Here is a 16,607-nt window from a genome sequence, read left to right on the forward strand (position 1 = left end):
AGAGGTGGGAGTTGGGCTTCCGTTGCGGGGGCGGTTGGATACAATAGAAGAGGATGACTCCTCCAGTGGCCCAATTCGTGTCTCAGCCGAGCGCAGATCTGGTTCAGATCGATCTGACCCCGAAGAAGCCTACGGCGAAGCCGGCGTGGCTGAAGGCGAAGGCTCCAATGGGCGAGACTTTTCATAACCTGAAAAAGATGGCGCGGGAGCTGAACCTGCATACGGTGTGCGAGAGCGCGCAGTGCCCGAATATCGGGGAGTGCTGGAATCAGAAGTCGGCTACGTTCATGATGCTGGGGAATCTTTGCACGCGGCGATGCGGTTTTTGCGCGGTGCCGAAGGGGAAGCCCGAGCCGATTGATTTCGATGAGCCGAGGCGCGTGGCTTATGCGGTCGCGCAGCTTGGACTGGCGCATGCGGTGATTACGAGCGTGAACCGCGATGACGATAATGTGGGCGCGGCGCGGGCGTTTGTGAGCGTGATTGAAGAGATTCGGATGCAGGCTCCGGGGTGCAGGGTGGAGGTGCTGACGCCGGATTTTCAGGGGAACGAAGAGGCGCTGCGAATGGTGGTGGCGGCGCGGCCGGAGATTCTGAATCACAATATCGAGACGGTGCCGCGACTGTATCGGGTGGCGAAGAGTGGCGGGCGTTATGAGAAGTCACTGCGGTTTCTGCAGCATGCGAAGGGGCTGGCCGCGGAGATGTTCTCGGACCGGGATGGCGATCAGATTGTAACCAAGACAGGCATTATTGTTGGGATGGGCGAAGAGATGCACGAGCTGCTGGCGGTGTTTCGCGACCTGGCGAACCGGAGGGTGGATATTCTGACGATTGGACAGTACCTGCGGCCGTCAAGAGATCACCTGCCGATGGCCCGGTACTACACGCCTGAGGAGTTCGCATTTCTGAAGCATGAGGCCGTGGGGATGGGCTTCAAGCATGTGGAGAGCGGGCCGCTGGTGCGGAGCAGCTACCATGCGCAGGAGCAGGCGGAGAGCACTGGGCTGGCTGTGAAAAGCGGCGCTCATCTGTAATGCGCCGGAAGGTGGGTGCGGCACGGTCTTTTCGTTGTCGCTTCGGTTCGACGCGGGGAGCAGGTGAGAGTGCGGAGATGCATGCCTCTCAGTTCACACGGGACCGTTTCGTGATCGAATTGCATGTTCAGATCGCTGGGTTTCGACGTGCGCGCGTCGAAGTCGAACGCCTCTTTTTCCTGTCGACCTCTTTGTTTCCTGCGGTGGCTCTCCGCTCACTTGACCTCTTCCTCTTAGCGGCCAGAGGTTGCCACAGCTAACAGTAAGTTTTTTGAACCCAACGGTTCATTACTGTCATCCAAGTTGTGCAGCATGGATATGCCTCAAGATGAGGAGTTGCAGGAATGGTATTGCGGAGTGCGAATGAGATGAATGCATTAGCCGTGAGACTGGACCTGATGGTCAATATAGCCGCTGTCAAACATGACGTCATGGCGGTTTTCGCTGGAGCATCGCGGAGTTAGAGCACCAGCAATTAATAGATTGTGAGGAGTGAAACAAATGACGACGAAGAACCGCTTAGCACTCTTTACCCCGGTAGAATTCGGGGCGATCAAACTGAAACATCGTGTCGTGATGGCGCCGTTGACGCGGTCACGGTCCATTCAGCCCAACTCTGTACCGGGCGATCTGATGGCGGAGTATTACGGGCAGCGAGCCTCTGATGGAGGATTGATTATTGCGGAAGCTACTAACATTTCGATTACGAGCCGCGGCTGGCTGGGAGCGCCGGGACTCTATTCGCAGGAGCAGGTGCAGGGCTGGAGGAAGATCGTCAGCGCTGTTCATGCGAAGGGTGGCAAGATTGTAGCTCAGCTCTGGCATACGGGCCGTTCGTCCCATGTCTCTCTTACGGGCGGAGAGGCGCCGGTGTCAGCCTCGGTCAATCCTTCCTATTGGGAGAACACTGATCACCTGACCTCGACGACTGGCGGTTGGGTGACACCGTCGCCGCATCGCGCACTAACGATTCCTGAGATTCCGCGCATTGTGGAGGACTATCGCAAGGCCGCCGAGCATGCTAAGCAGGCTGGCTTCGATGGTATTGAACTTCACGCAGCGAATGGCTATTTGATCGATCAGTTTCTTCAAGACAACAGCAATAAGCGCACGGACGAGTATGGCGGGTCCATCGAAAACCGATCGCGGCTTCTTCTTGAAATCGTCGAAGCCCTGACGTCAGTGTGGCCTTCGGATCGCGTGGGAGTCCGCATCGGCCCTGGGGGCACGTGGAACGACATGGCGGACAGCAATCCTGAGGCGCTGTTTGGCTATGTTGCGGAGCAACTGAACAGATTCGGGCTCGCGTATCTGCACATCATTGAGCCTCGCGTGAAGGGCAACGTCGTCATCCACGAGGGGCAGGCACCGATCGCTGCTGAAAGCCTGGGCAAGATCTTCAAGGGACCGATCATCGCTGCCGGTGGCTTTGAGCCTGACGGTGCAGAGGAAGTTGTGGAGAAGAAGATTGCAGCCGCAGTCGCTTTTGGCCGCCACTTCGTCTCGAATCCGGATCTGCCAAGGCGCATCCAAGAAGGGCTTCCCCTTGCGGAGTACGACCGGGATACGTTCTATAGCTTCGACGCGCGCGGGTACACGGATTATCCCGCTTACGATACAGAACTCACTGCGAAATGATGCAGGCGGCGGCACGGGGATCAGACTTGTGCCGTCGCTTTAGAGTGCACCGAGATTCGACCCAGTTCTTCGTGTGGTGATCGGGTCTGAGTTGAAGTTATGATGGCAGGTGGCACGCAGGATTTGAGTCACGCAACTTCGTCCGACATCGAATAGTCATGGGCAGACCCAAGGGCTTCACACGTGAAGAGGTGTTGACGAAGGCGATATCGGTCTTCTGGGAGAAGGGGTTCTCCGACACTCGCCTTCACGATCTTGAAGAGGCAACCGGCGTCAACAAGTCAGGGCTCTACACGGAGTTCGAGAACAAGGAAGAGATCTTTCTCGAGAGTCTGCGGTACTACCTGCAGACGCGAGGGGGAGACGACATCCTCTCGTCCGAGCCGAAGGGGCTAGATAATGTGAGGCGGTTTCTGGAGATCGGGCATACGTGCTACAACGGTAGACGAGGCTGCTTCTCGATTAATTCGCTGCGAGATGTTGCGATTCTTCCGCCTGAAGCGAGAGAGATCGTCGAAGAGAACGACACGAAGCTCAAGCGCCTGATTACGATCAATCTAAAGGCCGGGCTGCCAGGTGTTGGAAACGCTGGATCTCTTACGGAGATGATCTTCACTTTTTTTGCAGGGCTGTGCGTTGAACAGAACGCTCAGGTGTCGGTTGCGGTCTCTAAGCGCAAGATCGATCAATTTATGGAATTCCTGGCCGCTTCGAAGTAGGAACAGGCTCAGGTAGCTTGTCCAGATATGCTGCTTCGGAGTCATTCGATTTGTAGAGGCAAGCAGAAAAAAGAGTGCGCCGGGTCATTGCACCCTGCGCACTCTTTTTTATCTGGTAGAAGAGTTACTTCGCCACTGCAGCTCCCTTCGTTTTACCAGTGACTCCCTGGATGAACGGCAGGCCGTTCGGCTCGCCGAATCCGGTCACGTTGTCCCAGCCTGGTGTCACGGTCAACGAACTATCGACGCCGAATGCGATGGAGAAGAGATCGTTGAAGTTCTGGGGCCACAGCGCGCTTGTAAACTGCGTCTGTGTCTGTCCGAGCGACGCGCCTGCAAAAAGATCCAGAGCGGAGTAGAACGTTGCTCCATTCTGATCGAAGATCGTTCCGGCAGGATTGCCGGTCTGCAGGTCCGACGTACCTACAACGTCTGTGATCTGGCCCGTCTTCAACTTTGCAATCGCGGGAGCCGCGAAGCCGAGAGGACTACCGTTGTACTGATCGGCAATCGCCCAGATCGCCGAGAAGATCGGACTTGCGAGACTGGTTCCGCCGTAGCCTGGAATCGCCAGTTGGCTGCCCTCAATCGTCACGACAATCGGAAATCCGGTGTAAGGATCTGCAAGCGCCGAGACATCGGGAACCTGACGGCCGCTCCCCTTGAGAGCTTTTTGCCAGGACGGTTTCGCGTAGAATTCGCTCTCTCCGCCGCCTGCGCCGCCGACGAACCCGGGTGAAGGCGGATCGGCGATGAACACATCGTCGAGAACGTTGATCACTGTTCCCCATCCGGTTACGATCTGTCCGGTGCCGTTCAGGTCGTTCAGGATGCTGGTGCCGCCCACAGCCGTAGCATAAGGCGAGTTGGACGGAATCCCGACTGCGCCAGCCGGCGAACCTAGACCAAGGTCTCCGCTGTCACCCGTCGAGAATTGGAAGGAGATTCCTGCAGCGGTGCCGCGCTTGAGGATGCTGTTGAAAGCATTCTCTTCAGCCGAGCCCGAGATGATTTCATCGTCGGTCTCCCAACTGTTCGAGACAGTATTGGCCAGCTTGTGGCTGATGATGTACTGCAGCGATGCGATGAAGTCTTCGTTGTCCTGGCCCGAAGAGGCGACTACAGCAATCTTGGCCCCTGGAGCTATACCATGAGCTGCTTGAATGTCGAGCGCAATCTCATAAGTCCAGCCTGTCAGGTCGGCTGCGCCGGGGTCCAGCGGCTTACCTTCGGGATAGAGAACCTCGTAGTTCTTCGACGTCAATGCTGGAAGGCCAAAGGTCTTGGCCGCGAGGTTGGCATCTGTCTCCGCAGCGTCATATCCGTATGCCTCGACGAGTGCGATCGTCTGTCCCGTCCCGTCGTATCCCTCCTTGGCCAGAGGCGTCAGACCGTAGTGCGACTGGAGTTGAGCTGGAGTGTAAGAGACAGCCTGCCGCGGCGAGCCCTGGTTGTAGACCGTGCCGTAGTAGGTGGCCACCGGCAATGTTGTACCCAGTGCTCTCAAGCTGTACAGAGTCGCTGTGCTCAGTGGGGTTCCGGTAATGTTGAACAACGTTGCCGCTGTATCCTGAGCCGTCACTTTTTTCCCATACAACGCCTTGCCGGTCTTTGGATCTTTCACAAACGAGATCTGGGGATGTACCGCGTGACGATCGAGCCCGGCAACCGAATCCACAAGCTCGCCTGCTGCGCCAGTCAACTGCGCTTCGCGAACGTGGGCCTGAAAGGTTCGCTTCTGATAGGTAAAGTTGTGGAGCTCAGTCTGGAATGCTTTCTCGACGACAGTGGTGTTGCCATGCACGCGAACCGAGAAGTTCTGAGGATCTGTCGAGATTACGCTGAGGCCCTGCTTCTCCAACTCCTCGGTCACAGCCTTCAACTCAGTGGCTGTTGGGGCGTATCGCGCGAAGTCCGCATCGGTAAACCACTTGTGATAGCTGGCTGACTCGGGATCGTAAAGCGCGTCGACGGCCTTATCGAAGGCGGCCTGATTATGGAGCTTAAGCATCACGGTGAGGGTCTGTTCTTTGTTCGAGTCCACCCTTCCCTGATCCGTGGCGAGTTGCAAACCCTTGGCTACGTTTGTGCCCGGCCCAGCTTCTGCCTGACTGGAACATAGCCCAAATGCTGAGAGTACTGCGAGTACAGCTGTCGATGCTTTAGCGGTCTTTCTCTGCATGTTCATCATTTCTCCTGGTGGAACGAGGTTGAATGAGTTGAGGGTAGTGGGAGACCGCGTGACTCAGAGGGGTCGGTCTCGATATGTCCGCGGGTTGGGGGCGGGAGGGCCGAGATATGGGTGCGCGTCGGCGTACCGGAGATTCCGGTGCGGCTAGGTCTGTGCCCAGGGTTGAGCACAAAACAGTTTGGTTGTTGGATAAAATCTGATGAAAGAGTAGCGCTTGTTTCGGATGTGCGGAGAAATGCAAAGGATAGTTTTGGAACTACCCAAAAGGGTATCTGCGCCGCGGCGGTTTATGCGTCGAGCAGCCCCCGCTGAATTGCAATCACTACTGCCTGGGTTCGATCGTTAGCGTGAAGCTTGAGCAAGATTTTTTTGACGTGCATCTTGACGGTGTTATCGGTCACAAAGAGCAGGTCGGCGATCTCCTTGTTGCTTTTTCCCTGAGAGATGAGGCCTAAGACTTCAATCTCTCTGTCGCTCAACTTGCCTGAGGTGATGTATTGAGTCAGTTTTTCGGCGGTCTCCGGGGAGAGAGATTTGCCGCCAGCGACTACGTGACGGACCTGATCGGCGAGCGATGCGCCGTCGATGCCCTTGAGGAGATAACCGCGCACTCCCAGGCTGATCGCGGTGTAGATGGATGCGTCTCCCTGCGCAGAGCTAAGGATGATGATGCGGCCTTCCGGATGGGCCTTCAATACTGTTCGTACAACGTCGAAGCCGCTTTGGTCGGGGAGACGGAGATCAAGCAACATGACGTCGGGCCGGAGCGCGAGATACATCTCAATCGCCTGACGGCCATTGGCAGCGAGGCCAACGATCTTCATGTGATGACGTGCGAGTACACCCGCTAATCCTTCGCGCACCATGGGATGGTCATCAACGATCAGGACTTCGATTGGTTTTGCAACTTCAGCGAGCTGTTTGGTCACGAGCAAAACTTTCCTCCTCCAGCTTCCGTTCTCGACGCCACCGTGTCCAGACCGGCTTGAGGGTCTTTACGTGCAGTGTAACCTTCGTTCCTTTTCCCGGATGACTGTCGATGGTGAGAGACGCTCCGATTCGTTTTGCGTGAGCCTGCATGCCTCGCAGTCCGAAGTGTCCTTCCCTGCCTTGGCGGAGAGTGACTTCGTCGATGCCTTGACCATCGTCTACGACAACGACCTCGAAGGAGTCAGGGAAAAACTGGATCTTCACGGTAACATGTTTCGCATACGCATGACGGAAGGCGTTGGACAAGGCTTCACGGCAGATTCGATAGACCTCGTCGCGCACGAGAGGGTCGATGGTGCGAGGCTCGCCTGCACTGCTCAAGTCGAATTCGGGCAGATCACTGAGGCGGAACTCTGCCTCCGCGTGGCGTAAAACTTCGATGAGGCTGTACTCGACGACTGCAGTCGAATGAAGGCTCGAGACCATGTTGCGGTTGCGGGTGATGCTGCCACGTACACGATCGGCGAGAGCGGTGAGGGAGTCCGTCGCTGTCTCCGGATGATCGGACAGTTGAAAGCCGAGCAGCTCAAGCTGGAAGGCGACTCCGATCATGTCCTGGATGACGGTGTCGTGGATCTGGTAGGCGATGCGCTCGCGTTCGGCGGCTCGCTCCTGAAAGCGAAGGCTGAGGCGCTCTGCACGGAACTTCGTTCTTCGCCGCGTGAGCTCCACTGCGATGCCGACAACGGCAAGAATGACGAATGCGAGAAACCATCTTGTCTGCCAGAAGAATGGTTGGAGCTGCAGGGCGGCGATGGCGGCTACACCGTTCGATACGCCTTCGCGATTTGTGGCGACGACCTGAAAGGTATAGCGGCCGGGCGGAAGGCCAGTGTAGGAGACCACACGTTCTGTACCAGCGTCGATCCACTGGCGGTCCCATCCGGCGAGGCGATAACGAAATCGAATCTGTTCGGGCGCGGTGTTGGAAGGCGCCGTGTAAGCGAAGGTGATGCGATGAAGACCAGGAGAGATCGTGGGCTCGTTCGAGGAGAGGCGATGATCATCGACTTGTATGTAATCGAGTACGGCCTGCGCGAGTGGATCCGGGGGATGCGGGTTGACGACGGCGATTCCGCCAACAGTCGCAAACCAGATGCGCCCATCGCGGGAGTTTGTTGCGGTCACCTGGTTGAGGGGAAGGACATCGTTGCTGGTGAGACCATCGGCTTCATCGAAGATCTCAGGTATGACATGATCGAGCTTCCCTGCGGCGAATGCCATCCACTGTTCGCGGCTGAGACATGCAATGCCTCGCGGAGTGACGACCCAGAGGTTCTGGTCTGCGTCGGCAACGACGTCCAGGATAAAGCTGCCTGGCAGCCCCTCGGCTTGCGTGAGGATCTTTCCCTGACCAGAGACGTTACGTTCGGGACCATCGACGGGCCACAGCATCAGGCCGCGCATCGTGGCTACCGCCAGTCCGTGCTCAGGCCACGCTACGCTGAGAATGGGATGCGGCGTGTGGACCACAGGCTCAAAGTGGTCTCCCGTCCAGCGATCAAGCTGCGTATCCGTTCCAGCCCATATCTGTCCGAGCCTATCGGTCGCGAGATAGCGGATGGACTCGCCTGTTTGCGGCTGGCCCACATCGATGCTCGACAGCTTTCGATCCTTCAGTCGAAACAGTCCGTGATGGAGAACGCTGAACCAGAGACTGCCATCTGAGGTGGTAACCGGAGTGTTGACGTATCCATGAGGGATGAAAGGTATCCTGGTGAACTTAACTCCATGGCGCTCAAAGATGCCGTAGTCGGCGATTGCGATTGCAGGGGTGGCACCGTGTTCTGCAAACCCTCGGACCTGACCGGTTGGAAGCCCCTGCGCCCGTCCGTAGAGTGTTCTGTGTCCCTCTTTAAATTCGGCGACTCCGCCCTCCAACGTGCCAGCCCACACGGCTCCGTTTTTCTGCTCGAAGACTGCATCAGTCTGGCTGCGGCCGCCGGTGAGATCGTGGCTGACGCGATAGCTGGTGAATATCCCATGATGAAATCGCTGGAGTCCGCCGATGGTGCCGACCCATACGTCCTGATCGCTACCTTCGAGGATGACACGCACGTCGTCACTGGCTAGTCCGTCCGCAGTTGTGAGGACCTCAGTCCGGGGACCGACCTTGCGACTGAGCCCGTGCAGGCCTCCACTTGCCATCCAGAGCGCGCCTCGATGATCGACCATCACGTCAACGAAGTTACCAAGGCCAGGGTGTGGCACGGGGCTGAAGCTGTTGCCTTCAAGGCGAAACAGCTTGTGTCCGTCACCGGCATAGAGGTGGCCTGTGTCATCTCCATAGAAGAGCTGGATGCCGGGCTGGTTGTATCGGACGACGGAGTGGTCAGGCTTCACTGCGAGAACGTGTTCAGTATCGGTGATCCAGAGCGTTCCGTTTCTGGTTTCGAAGATATCGCGCAGCGTCCGGGCGCCGGCCGGCAGAGACTCAGACTGAATTGCATCGCCGCGGGTTCGCATGAGCTTGTTTTCGGAGACGATCCAGACGCCTCCGTCGGCGGAGCGGGCAACGATCTGGATGAGAGCATGGGATCCGCCAGGAAGAGCAATTGCGCGGAATTGGTGATGCGTGTAGTGAAAGAGCGCGGTGATGGTGGCGATCCAGATACCACCCTCGTTATCTCGCTCGAGCTTTAGTATCTTTTCCTGCAGCTCTGGCGGGCCGTCTTTCTCAAAGCCCCTGAAGTGCAATCCATCAAATCGCACCAGACCGTTGAGCGTTCCGACCCATAGAAAACCATCGGGTGTCTGCGCGAGGGCAGTGATGAAGTTTTGAGGTAGGCCCTGGTCGGTAGTCCAGGTAGAGAGGACCTCGTCGCGCAGGGAGGGCGGGACGCCGGTTGTCTGTGAGCCTTGAGCACTCAGGCCCAATGAGAGCGCGAAGGATGCAAGACCGACTTTTCGTGTCCACCTCAAGTCTTAAACCCTACAGCATTTTTTTACAGCTTCTATCAAGCCCTTCCAGAGGCCCGATCAGATTGATTAGTTGAACCGGCCGGAGTTCGCTGGAGTTGATGTACACTTCAGGAACCACTTTGAAACCTACCCTTTTCCAGGAGCCACTTGTTGGATCCCTCAGGATCAAATTGGTTATTTGACTGCACACGGGCCAGATAGCGAACCATACATCAATACATGTAGTTCGAATAAATTACGCGGGCCAAATCCTTCATCGATCGACCGAGCAAAGCGAATGTGCATGATGCGTCGCTTTGTTTAAACAGCAACAGCGGTTTTAGACCGATGGCGGACGTGAGCCTGCACCATGGGAGTGTGTGCATGATGGACTCTGTGTGGCTGTATCGCTGGGCCTCGGTTGAGCGGGATGGATTACGAAGGCCGCCTTGTGAGGCGGGGCTGGCTGCGATCGAGGGGTGTGGGCATGATCTTTAATTCCCTCGTGTTCGTAGTCTTTTTCGCCATCGTCCTGATCCTGCACTCCATGCCGTTCCCGTGGAGGGTGAAGAAGGTCAATCTTCTGATCGCCAGCTACATTTTCTATGCGGCGTGGAATCCTCCTTTTGTCATCCTGCTCTGGCTGTCGACAGTGGTGGACTGGTTTGCGGCTCGCGGGCTCGTTGAGGCGGACAAGGAGTGGAAGCGCCGCGCGTGGATGCTGACGTCGATCATCGTGAGCCTTGGCCTGCTTAGTTATTTCAAGTATGGGCACTTCCTCGTCGAGAACTTTGCTCATCTTGCAGGGCTGGCCGGCTTCCACTACAGCCCGCCGCAGTCGAGCATTGTTCTGCCCATTGGCATCTCGTTTTATACCTTCGCGACCATGTCGTATACGCTGGATATCTATCTGCGCCGTGCAGTGCCAGCGCGCAGCTTCCTCGACTACGCCCTCTTTGTTACGTTCTTCCCCCACCTGGTGGCCGGGCCCATTATGCGGCCCACCGAACTGGTTCCCCAGTTTGAAGTGCCTCATCAAGCAACCGGGAATCAGCTTCGTTTCGGTTTAGCGTTGATGACGCTTGGACTCTTTGAGAAGGCCGTGCTGGCCGATGGCTTTCTCGGCCCGGTGGTAGATCAGGTCTATAACGGCAGAGTTGTTCCCGGGTTTATCGATTCGTGGGTGGGGACGCTGGCGTTCAGCGGGCAGATCTTCTGCGACTTCGCGGGCTACTCGATCACGGCGATCGGAGCTGCGCTTTGTCTAGGGTTTGCGCTCTCCGACAACTTCCGCTTCCCGTATGCGGCGATTGGGTTTACCGACTTCTGGCGCAGGTGGCACATCACCCTTTCTGCTTGGCTGCGTGACTATCTCTATATTCCGCTCGGCGGCAATCGCCACGGAGATGCGCGAACCTACTTCTCCCTGCTGGCGACGATGCTGATTGGCGGTCTGTGGCACGGTGCGAGTTGGACCTTTGTGGCGTGGGGTGGACTGCATGGCCTGTATCTCTCAGTCGAAAGATTGCTGCGGAAGCAGTTCTCTGGATATCGTCCTGGGCGCATCGCTTCTGCCGCGCTCGGGCTGTTGACCTTCGTCCTCGTAAACATCGCATGGGTCTTCTTTCGATCGAAGACCTTTCAGCAGGCCATCGTCATCCTCCGCGGCATGTTCGGTAGAAATGCGCACGCCGAACCTGTGCTGGCCGCGATTTACATCATCACCACCGTAGTCATCATCGCCGGCCTTGTGCTCGCTCACTGCTTCATGCGCAGCCAGACGCTTGAAGCAGCGATCTCGCGCACACACCCCACGGCACTCACCGCGCTATGGACGATCATGGCCTTCGCAGTGGTAATTCAACACGGAGAGAGCAATGGCTTCATTTATTTCCAGTTCTGAAGAAACTACCGTCGAAACGAGCCATCAGGCGCTGCCGTCAGGCCTGCGGCTCACGGCAGCTGATCGTCCGGGTGTCGCGCAGCCGGTTCCAGAACGCGATATTCCCGACCAGCCATGGCGGACGATGTCGCTTGTCGTGCTGGTGCTGGTGATTCTGCTCACGTCCGCCTGGGAGTGGAAGATGCGCAGCCTTAAGCTCGTCCCTGGTGATGAGAGCGACGGCACGTACGATAGCTGGGCTCGACTGCGACACCAGGTGGATAAGCGTGACGTGCCTGTGCTTATCCTTGGTGACTCGCGCATCCTTTACGACACTGACCTGGATCGCGTCGCGCAACTCACGGGAGTTCGCCCGATACAACTGGCGATTGTGGGCAGCAGTGGGTTACCCATCCTTGAGGACATCGCCGATGATTCTCACTTCAAAGGCCTGGCTATCGTTGGAATGGCCGAAACAGCGTTCTTCGACACAAAGCACTCAGTCGCTCGGCCGAAGGAAGCACTTGAGCTGAGCCACTGGGAGTCGCCCTCTAAACGTGCCTCCTACCAGATCCAACGTGTGATCTCTCCTGGGCTGGCGATGCTTGACGAAGACTATCAACTCAGCACGCTGATCTTTCACCTCGATCCTGATTGGAGGCCCGGAGTGAGAGGGCCCTACCATGATGTCTGGAAGGTAGGGGAATCGGGTACGGACGGGCAAGCCTGGATCTGGCGCAGGCTCGAACACGATCAACGGCTTGCTGACCATGCCCGCTCCGTCTGGCACCAGCTCTTTCCGCCATTTCCGATTGACGACAAAAGTATCAACGCGATACTCGCCCGAACCAAAACCGCTGTCGACAAGATCCGTGCTCGCGGCGGCGACGTAGTTTTTGTACGCCCTCCTTCTGGCCCCGATATGCGCGCGATAGAAGACAAGCACGTACCCAGAGCCAGGGCATGGGACGCCCTTCTCGCCTACACGCACACCAATGGCATTCACACTGACGATCTTCCCGCCTCGCAGAACCTCATCCTTCCCGAGGGTTCTCATCTTACCCACGCCTGTGCAACCGTCTTTACCGACGCGTACATCCGCAGCGTGGCTCAGCTCACACCCATGCTGCACTTGAAACCCGACGCGCCAACAGCACTCTCTACCAAAGACTGTGTTTCACCGTCCGTAGCCAGAGCGGAGTAGTTTGCATAGCGTCAGAGGACAGACCAGCGCATCACTCCCCACTCCAAACAAAGCACCCCAGACTGCACGGCGGTTACACCGGACAGTCTGACCGCGCCTAGACCTCGCATCCGGTTCACCTTCTGATCTTGCGCCATACCAGCACTTCGCCAGCCAGAGGTGAGCGAGAGCGACCCGCGAACCTGGCATGGTCATGGCTTTGCAACTTTTTGGCCTGGTCTATGGACGGCTTCTTGAAACCTAGTATCCTAAAACAGTTTCGCGATTGGACTGACCACTCGGCGAGCAGAAGGGTATCAAGATGACAGAAGGATTGAAGCTTCCCAGATTGTCGATTGGCGTGGGAGACCGTTTTGCTCACCAAGCCGAGGCCCAGCTCAGGGCATGCATGCTGGCTGCGAAGGCGGGAGCTGAAGTGATCCCGGTGTGGAACAAGTCTAACCGGGAACATACGATCATCGGCTCGGAGCCGAGTCAGACGCGCGTCGCCGCCGATGCAGCGGTCAAGAAGCTTGGCTGGAGCAAGCCCTATCTGCTGGATGCGGATCACATCAATGTGAAGACAGTTCCGCGATTTCTCGATTCCTGCGACTTCTTCACACTGGACGTGGCGGAGGCGATCGGTCAACCAGCCCCTTCCAAGGTGGTCGCCGAGTTTGTGGCACGTCATCCGGAGCTCGCGAGCGATCTGGCGATTCCCGGGATCGAGCAGCCATTCAAGACAGATACAGCGTTTGTGGAACGGGTGGCGAATAAGTTTCTGGCCGCGGTGAAGCAGGGGGGCGAGACGTATCGTTTTCTGGCACAGGAGAAGGGCACTGGACGCTTTGTGGTCGAGATCTCGATGGACGAGACGGATTCGCCACAGACGCCGGTTGAGCTGCTGATTATTCTTGCTGCGATTGCGGATGAACAGATTCCGATTCAGACGATTGCTCCGAAGTTCACCGGCCGATTCAACAAGGGCGTCGACTATGTCGGCGATGTGCCGCAGTTTGCGAAAGAGTTTAGCGAAGACCTTGCTACGATCGCCTTTGCGATCAAGAGGTATGGTCTGCCGGAGAATCTGAAGCTCAGCGTGCACTCGGGTTCGGACAAGTTTTCGATCTACAAGCCGATTCATGACGCGCTTAAGCGATCGGGAGCGGGCGTTCATCTGAAGACTGCTGGCACCACGTGGCTGGAGGAGTTGATTGGTCTGGCAGAGGCCGGGGGAGCAGGGTTGGAGATCGCCAAGGAGGTGTACGTCGAGGCTTACGGTCATCGAGAAGAACTGTGTGCTCCCTATGCGACGGTGATCGATATTGATCTTAATCGGCTGCCTGCGCCGACGGAGGTGCAGGGTTGGACGAGTGAGCAGTACACGTCGGCGTTGCGGCACGACCAGAGCAATAGCGCCTACAATCCCAGCTTTCGGCAGCTGCTGCATGTAGGTTTTAAGGTGGCGGCGAAGATGGGACGACGTTACCTGGATGCGCTTGAGGCGAATGAAGAGGTGGTGGGGCGTAATGTGACGGAGAACCTCTATGAGAGGCACATCAGGCCTGTGTTTCTCGGGCTATAGAGGGATTCTCCTTAGCTTTTACTCAAGGCACAATCGCTTGGTGTGGCGATGATTTTCAGCTAGCGGTGAGAGTGCGGGCAGCTATTCTTCAACCCGGCGGATATCTTATTAACGATTATTGACAAAGAACTTCGCCCCACCCTATACTCGTGCTCATCGTCATGGACATCCGGAGCCTCTCATGCAGGCCAATCTAGCAGGTGCAGAGGAAGACTCGAGTCGCCGGATGGGCATAGCTGGAGCATGTACCTCCAACATGCTTAACATGATCGGTGTCGGGCCGTTCCTGAGCATCCCGCTTGTGCTTCTTGCGGTGCATGGCTCTCATATTTTGCTCGCCTGGATTTTAGGCGCGGTGATCTCTTTATGTGACGGGCTGGTGTGGGCAGAGTTAGGGTCCGCGATGCCTTATTCCGGCGGCCCCTACTTCTATTTGCGCGAGGCTTTTGGCGCCGAGACTTATGGGAAGGCCGCGAGCTTTCTTGTTCTGTGGTCCTCCGTGCTTACTGCTCCGTTTCTTATCGCGTCGGGCGCAGTGGGCTTTTCGCAATACCTTCATTACCTATGGCCAGTTATCAATAATGCTGGGCTCTCTGTGCTGGCGATGGCAGTCTGCCTGGTCAATGTTGTGCTGCTTTATCGCAAGATTACGACGATCGGCGCGATATCCATTGGTCTCTGGATATTAGTGGTCGGAACGATTCTATGGATCATTGTCGGCGGAGCGGAGCACATTCCTGCTGCACTGCGGGGACAGATCGACGGCGGGTTCCCGTTCAGAGAAGGAGCTTTTTGGAAGGGTGTCGGCGCCGCCACCGTAATAGCTGTCTATGACTACGCTGGCTACTACAACGTCTGCCTGATCGGTGGCGAGTTGAAGCGTCCAGAACGGACGATTCCTTACTCGATCATCCTGTCCATTCTCGTGGTTGCTGTTCTTTACATCGCGATGAATCTTGCCATTCTGGGCGTCCTGCCAGTTCAACAGAGTATGCACTCCACCGCGATTGTGGCGGATTACATGCAGACGGTTTACAGCGTTCAGAGTGCGAGAATGGCGGACGTTCTCATTCTGGTCGCTTCGTTCGCTTCCGTGTTTGCGATTCTGCTTGGCTTTTCGCGTATTCCTTTCGCAGCGGCAAGCCAGGGAGAGTTCTTCAGTGTCTTTGCACGGGTGCATCCGACAAAGGGCATACCTCACATTTCGCTTCTTATTCTTGGCTTTCTCTCTGCGTGCGCCTGCCTGCTGAGTTTAGATACGCTCATCAGTCTGGTCATTGTGATCCAGACCATGGTTCAGTTCCTAGCGCAGTGTGTCGCTGTGATGCTACTGCGCAGGCGTTCGACGAGTAAGGGTTCCAATAGATTTCTCATGCCGCTTTACCCGTTGCCGGCTGTCCTTGCCTTTATTGGATGGCTCCTGATTCTTATCTCCAGCGGAGCAAAAAATATACTGTTCGCTTTTGCGATCACGCTGGCAGGCGTGGCAGCTTTTCTTTATAAATCGCGCCAAGAGCAGAGATGGCCTTTCGAGACAATATGATGAAACGCTGGGATATCGCCATAGCAGGCGAAGTGTACGTCGACCACATCTTTACGGACTTCGATCACGTCCCGTTGCCGGGAGAGGAGGTCTTTGCCGAGCAGTATCGGCGTGAGGCCGGGGGCGGTACGGTCAATACTGCTTGTGCGCTGGCACGTCTTGGCCACCGCACCTCTCTCTTTGGAGTGTTTGGCGAAGATGAAGAGGCGTGGCTTCGGGCGAGACTGAGTTTCTTTGGAGTTTATGCCGAAGATGCGCACTCCTCGGCGTTGCCGAATGCACTGACTGTGAGTATGTCGACGAGAGCGGATCGCAGCTTTCTGAGTTACGCCGGAGCGAATAGAGCGCTTGAAAAGTACGTTGCTTTGCCTGAAACGATCAAAGCTTTATCCGGGTCTAATCATATTCACTTTGCCATGCCGCTTGAACTTGAGCTTGCGAAGCTGTTGCTTCCTGACCTCAAATCCGCCGGGTGCACGCTTTCCATCGACCCTGGCTGGCGGAAGGAGTGGTTTCTGAAACCTAGCAGCCTTGATGTACTCCGCATGGTCGATCTTTTTTTTCCGAACGAAGGCGAAGCACAACTACTTACGGGACAGCAGGAACCAGAGCAGATGTTACGTGCATTTGCGGCCTTGGGATTGGAACATACGGTCATCAAACTAGGCGCACGCGGAGCAGTCACTTTGCGGCATCACCGCTTCTACCAGATGGCTCCGCCTGAGGTTCAGGTGGTAGATACTACGGGAGCGGGCGATGCGTTCGATGCTGGATTTATCGATGCGTGGCTCTCTGGGGCCGATATTGAAGAGCAGCTGCGAAGAGCGTGTATCTGTGGTTCTCTTTCGACGCGCGCCCGTGGCGCTCTCTCCGCGCTGCCTTCGCGGCAAGAGATTCTGGGCGTCGTACAGGAAAACTCTACTGTCTGAAGCTGGAGA

At 56.7% G+C, this 16,607-nt stretch carries 11 protein-coding genes; 8 read left to right on the top strand and 3 right to left on the bottom strand.

The window, feature by feature from the left end:
- Nucleotides 1–53 precede the first annotated feature (53 nt).
- From lipA to GSQ94_RS05210, 3 genes are all read left to right on the top strand, one after another.
- Nucleotides 54–1,037: a lipoyl synthase gene (gene lipA, locus GSQ94_RS05200; protein ID WP_158942242.1), complete on the top strand. Its 984-nt coding sequence runs from the start codon at nucleotides 54–56 to the stop codon at nucleotides 1,035–1,037.
- A gap of 501 nt (nucleotides 1,038–1,538) precedes the next feature.
- Nucleotides 1,539–2,675, top strand: coding sequence for an alkene reductase (locus tag GSQ94_RS05205; RefSeq protein ID WP_158942243.1), 1,137 nt, complete (start codon nucleotides 1,539–1,541; stop codon nucleotides 2,673–2,675).
- A gap of 158 nt (nucleotides 2,676–2,833) precedes the next feature.
- Complete coding sequence (locus tag GSQ94_RS05210; protein ID WP_158942244.1) at nucleotides 2,834–3,394, top strand: TetR/AcrR family transcriptional regulator; 561 nt, start codon at nucleotides 2,834–2,836, stop codon at nucleotides 3,392–3,394.
- Nucleotides 3,395–3,518: 124 nt separating this feature from the next.
- Here the strand turns inward: GSQ94_RS05210 and GSQ94_RS05215 are convergent, their stop codons facing one another.
- From GSQ94_RS05215 to GSQ94_RS05225, 3 genes are all read right to left on the bottom strand, one after another.
- The gene (locus tag GSQ94_RS05215) at nucleotides 3,519–5,576 is read right to left on the bottom strand and encodes a protease pro-enzyme activation domain-containing protein (protein ID WP_158942245.1); all 2,058 of its coding nucleotides are present in this window, start codon (nucleotides 5,574–5,576) and stop codon (nucleotides 3,519–3,521) included.
- A gap of 296 nt (nucleotides 5,577–5,872) precedes the next feature.
- Nucleotides 5,873–6,514 (bottom strand): response regulator transcription factor, encoded by a 642-nt coding sequence (locus GSQ94_RS05220; RefSeq protein ID WP_254063663.1) that lies wholly within the window; start codon nucleotides 6,512–6,514, stop codon nucleotides 5,873–5,875.
- On the bottom strand, nucleotides 6,495–9,497 hold the full coding sequence (locus GSQ94_RS05225; RefSeq protein WP_158942246.1) for a two-component regulator propeller domain-containing protein: 3,003 nt from the start codon (nucleotides 9,495–9,497) through the stop codon (nucleotides 6,495–6,497). The genes GSQ94_RS05220 and GSQ94_RS05225 overlap by 20 nt, the downstream gene beginning before the upstream one ends.
- A 466-nt stretch (nucleotides 9,498–9,963) precedes the next feature.
- Here GSQ94_RS05225 and GSQ94_RS05230 point away from each other — a divergent pair, with 466 nt between their 5' ends.
- The 5 genes from GSQ94_RS05230 (at nucleotide 9,964) to GSQ94_RS05250 (ending at nucleotide 16,598) form a co-directional block, all read left to right on the top strand.
- Nucleotides 9,964–11,379 (top strand): MBOAT family protein, encoded by a 1,416-nt coding sequence (locus tag GSQ94_RS05230; protein ID WP_158942247.1) that lies wholly within the window; start codon nucleotides 9,964–9,966, stop codon nucleotides 11,377–11,379.
- Nucleotides 11,354–12,562 (top strand): hypothetical protein, encoded by a 1,209-nt coding sequence (locus GSQ94_RS05235; protein ID WP_158942248.1) that lies wholly within the window; start codon nucleotides 11,354–11,356, stop codon nucleotides 12,560–12,562. The genes GSQ94_RS05230 and GSQ94_RS05235 overlap by 26 nt, the downstream gene beginning before the upstream one ends.
- 301 nt (nucleotides 12,563–12,863) lie before the next feature.
- Nucleotides 12,864–14,126 carry a tagaturonate epimerase family protein gene (locus tag GSQ94_RS05240; RefSeq protein WP_158942249.1) on the top strand — a complete coding sequence of 421 codons (1,263 nt, stop codon included), beginning with the start codon at nucleotides 12,864–12,866 and terminating at the stop codon, nucleotides 14,124–14,126.
- Nucleotides 14,127–14,307: 181 nt separating this feature from the next.
- The gene (locus GSQ94_RS05245; RefSeq protein WP_158942250.1) at nucleotides 14,308–15,669 is read left to right on the top strand and encodes an APC family permease; all 1,362 of its coding nucleotides are present in this window, start codon (nucleotides 14,308–14,310) and stop codon (nucleotides 15,667–15,669) included.
- Nucleotides 15,666–16,598, top strand: coding sequence for a carbohydrate kinase family protein (locus tag GSQ94_RS05250; RefSeq protein WP_158942251.1), 933 nt, complete (start codon nucleotides 15,666–15,668; stop codon nucleotides 16,596–16,598). Before GSQ94_RS05245 ends, GSQ94_RS05250 begins: the two co-directional genes overlap by 4 nt.
- Nucleotides 16,599–16,607: the final 9 nt, after the last annotated feature.

The organism is Granulicella sp. S190, assembly GCF_009766095.1.
Classification (GTDB): Bacteria; Acidobacteriota; Terriglobia; order Terriglobales; family Acidobacteriaceae; genus Edaphobacter.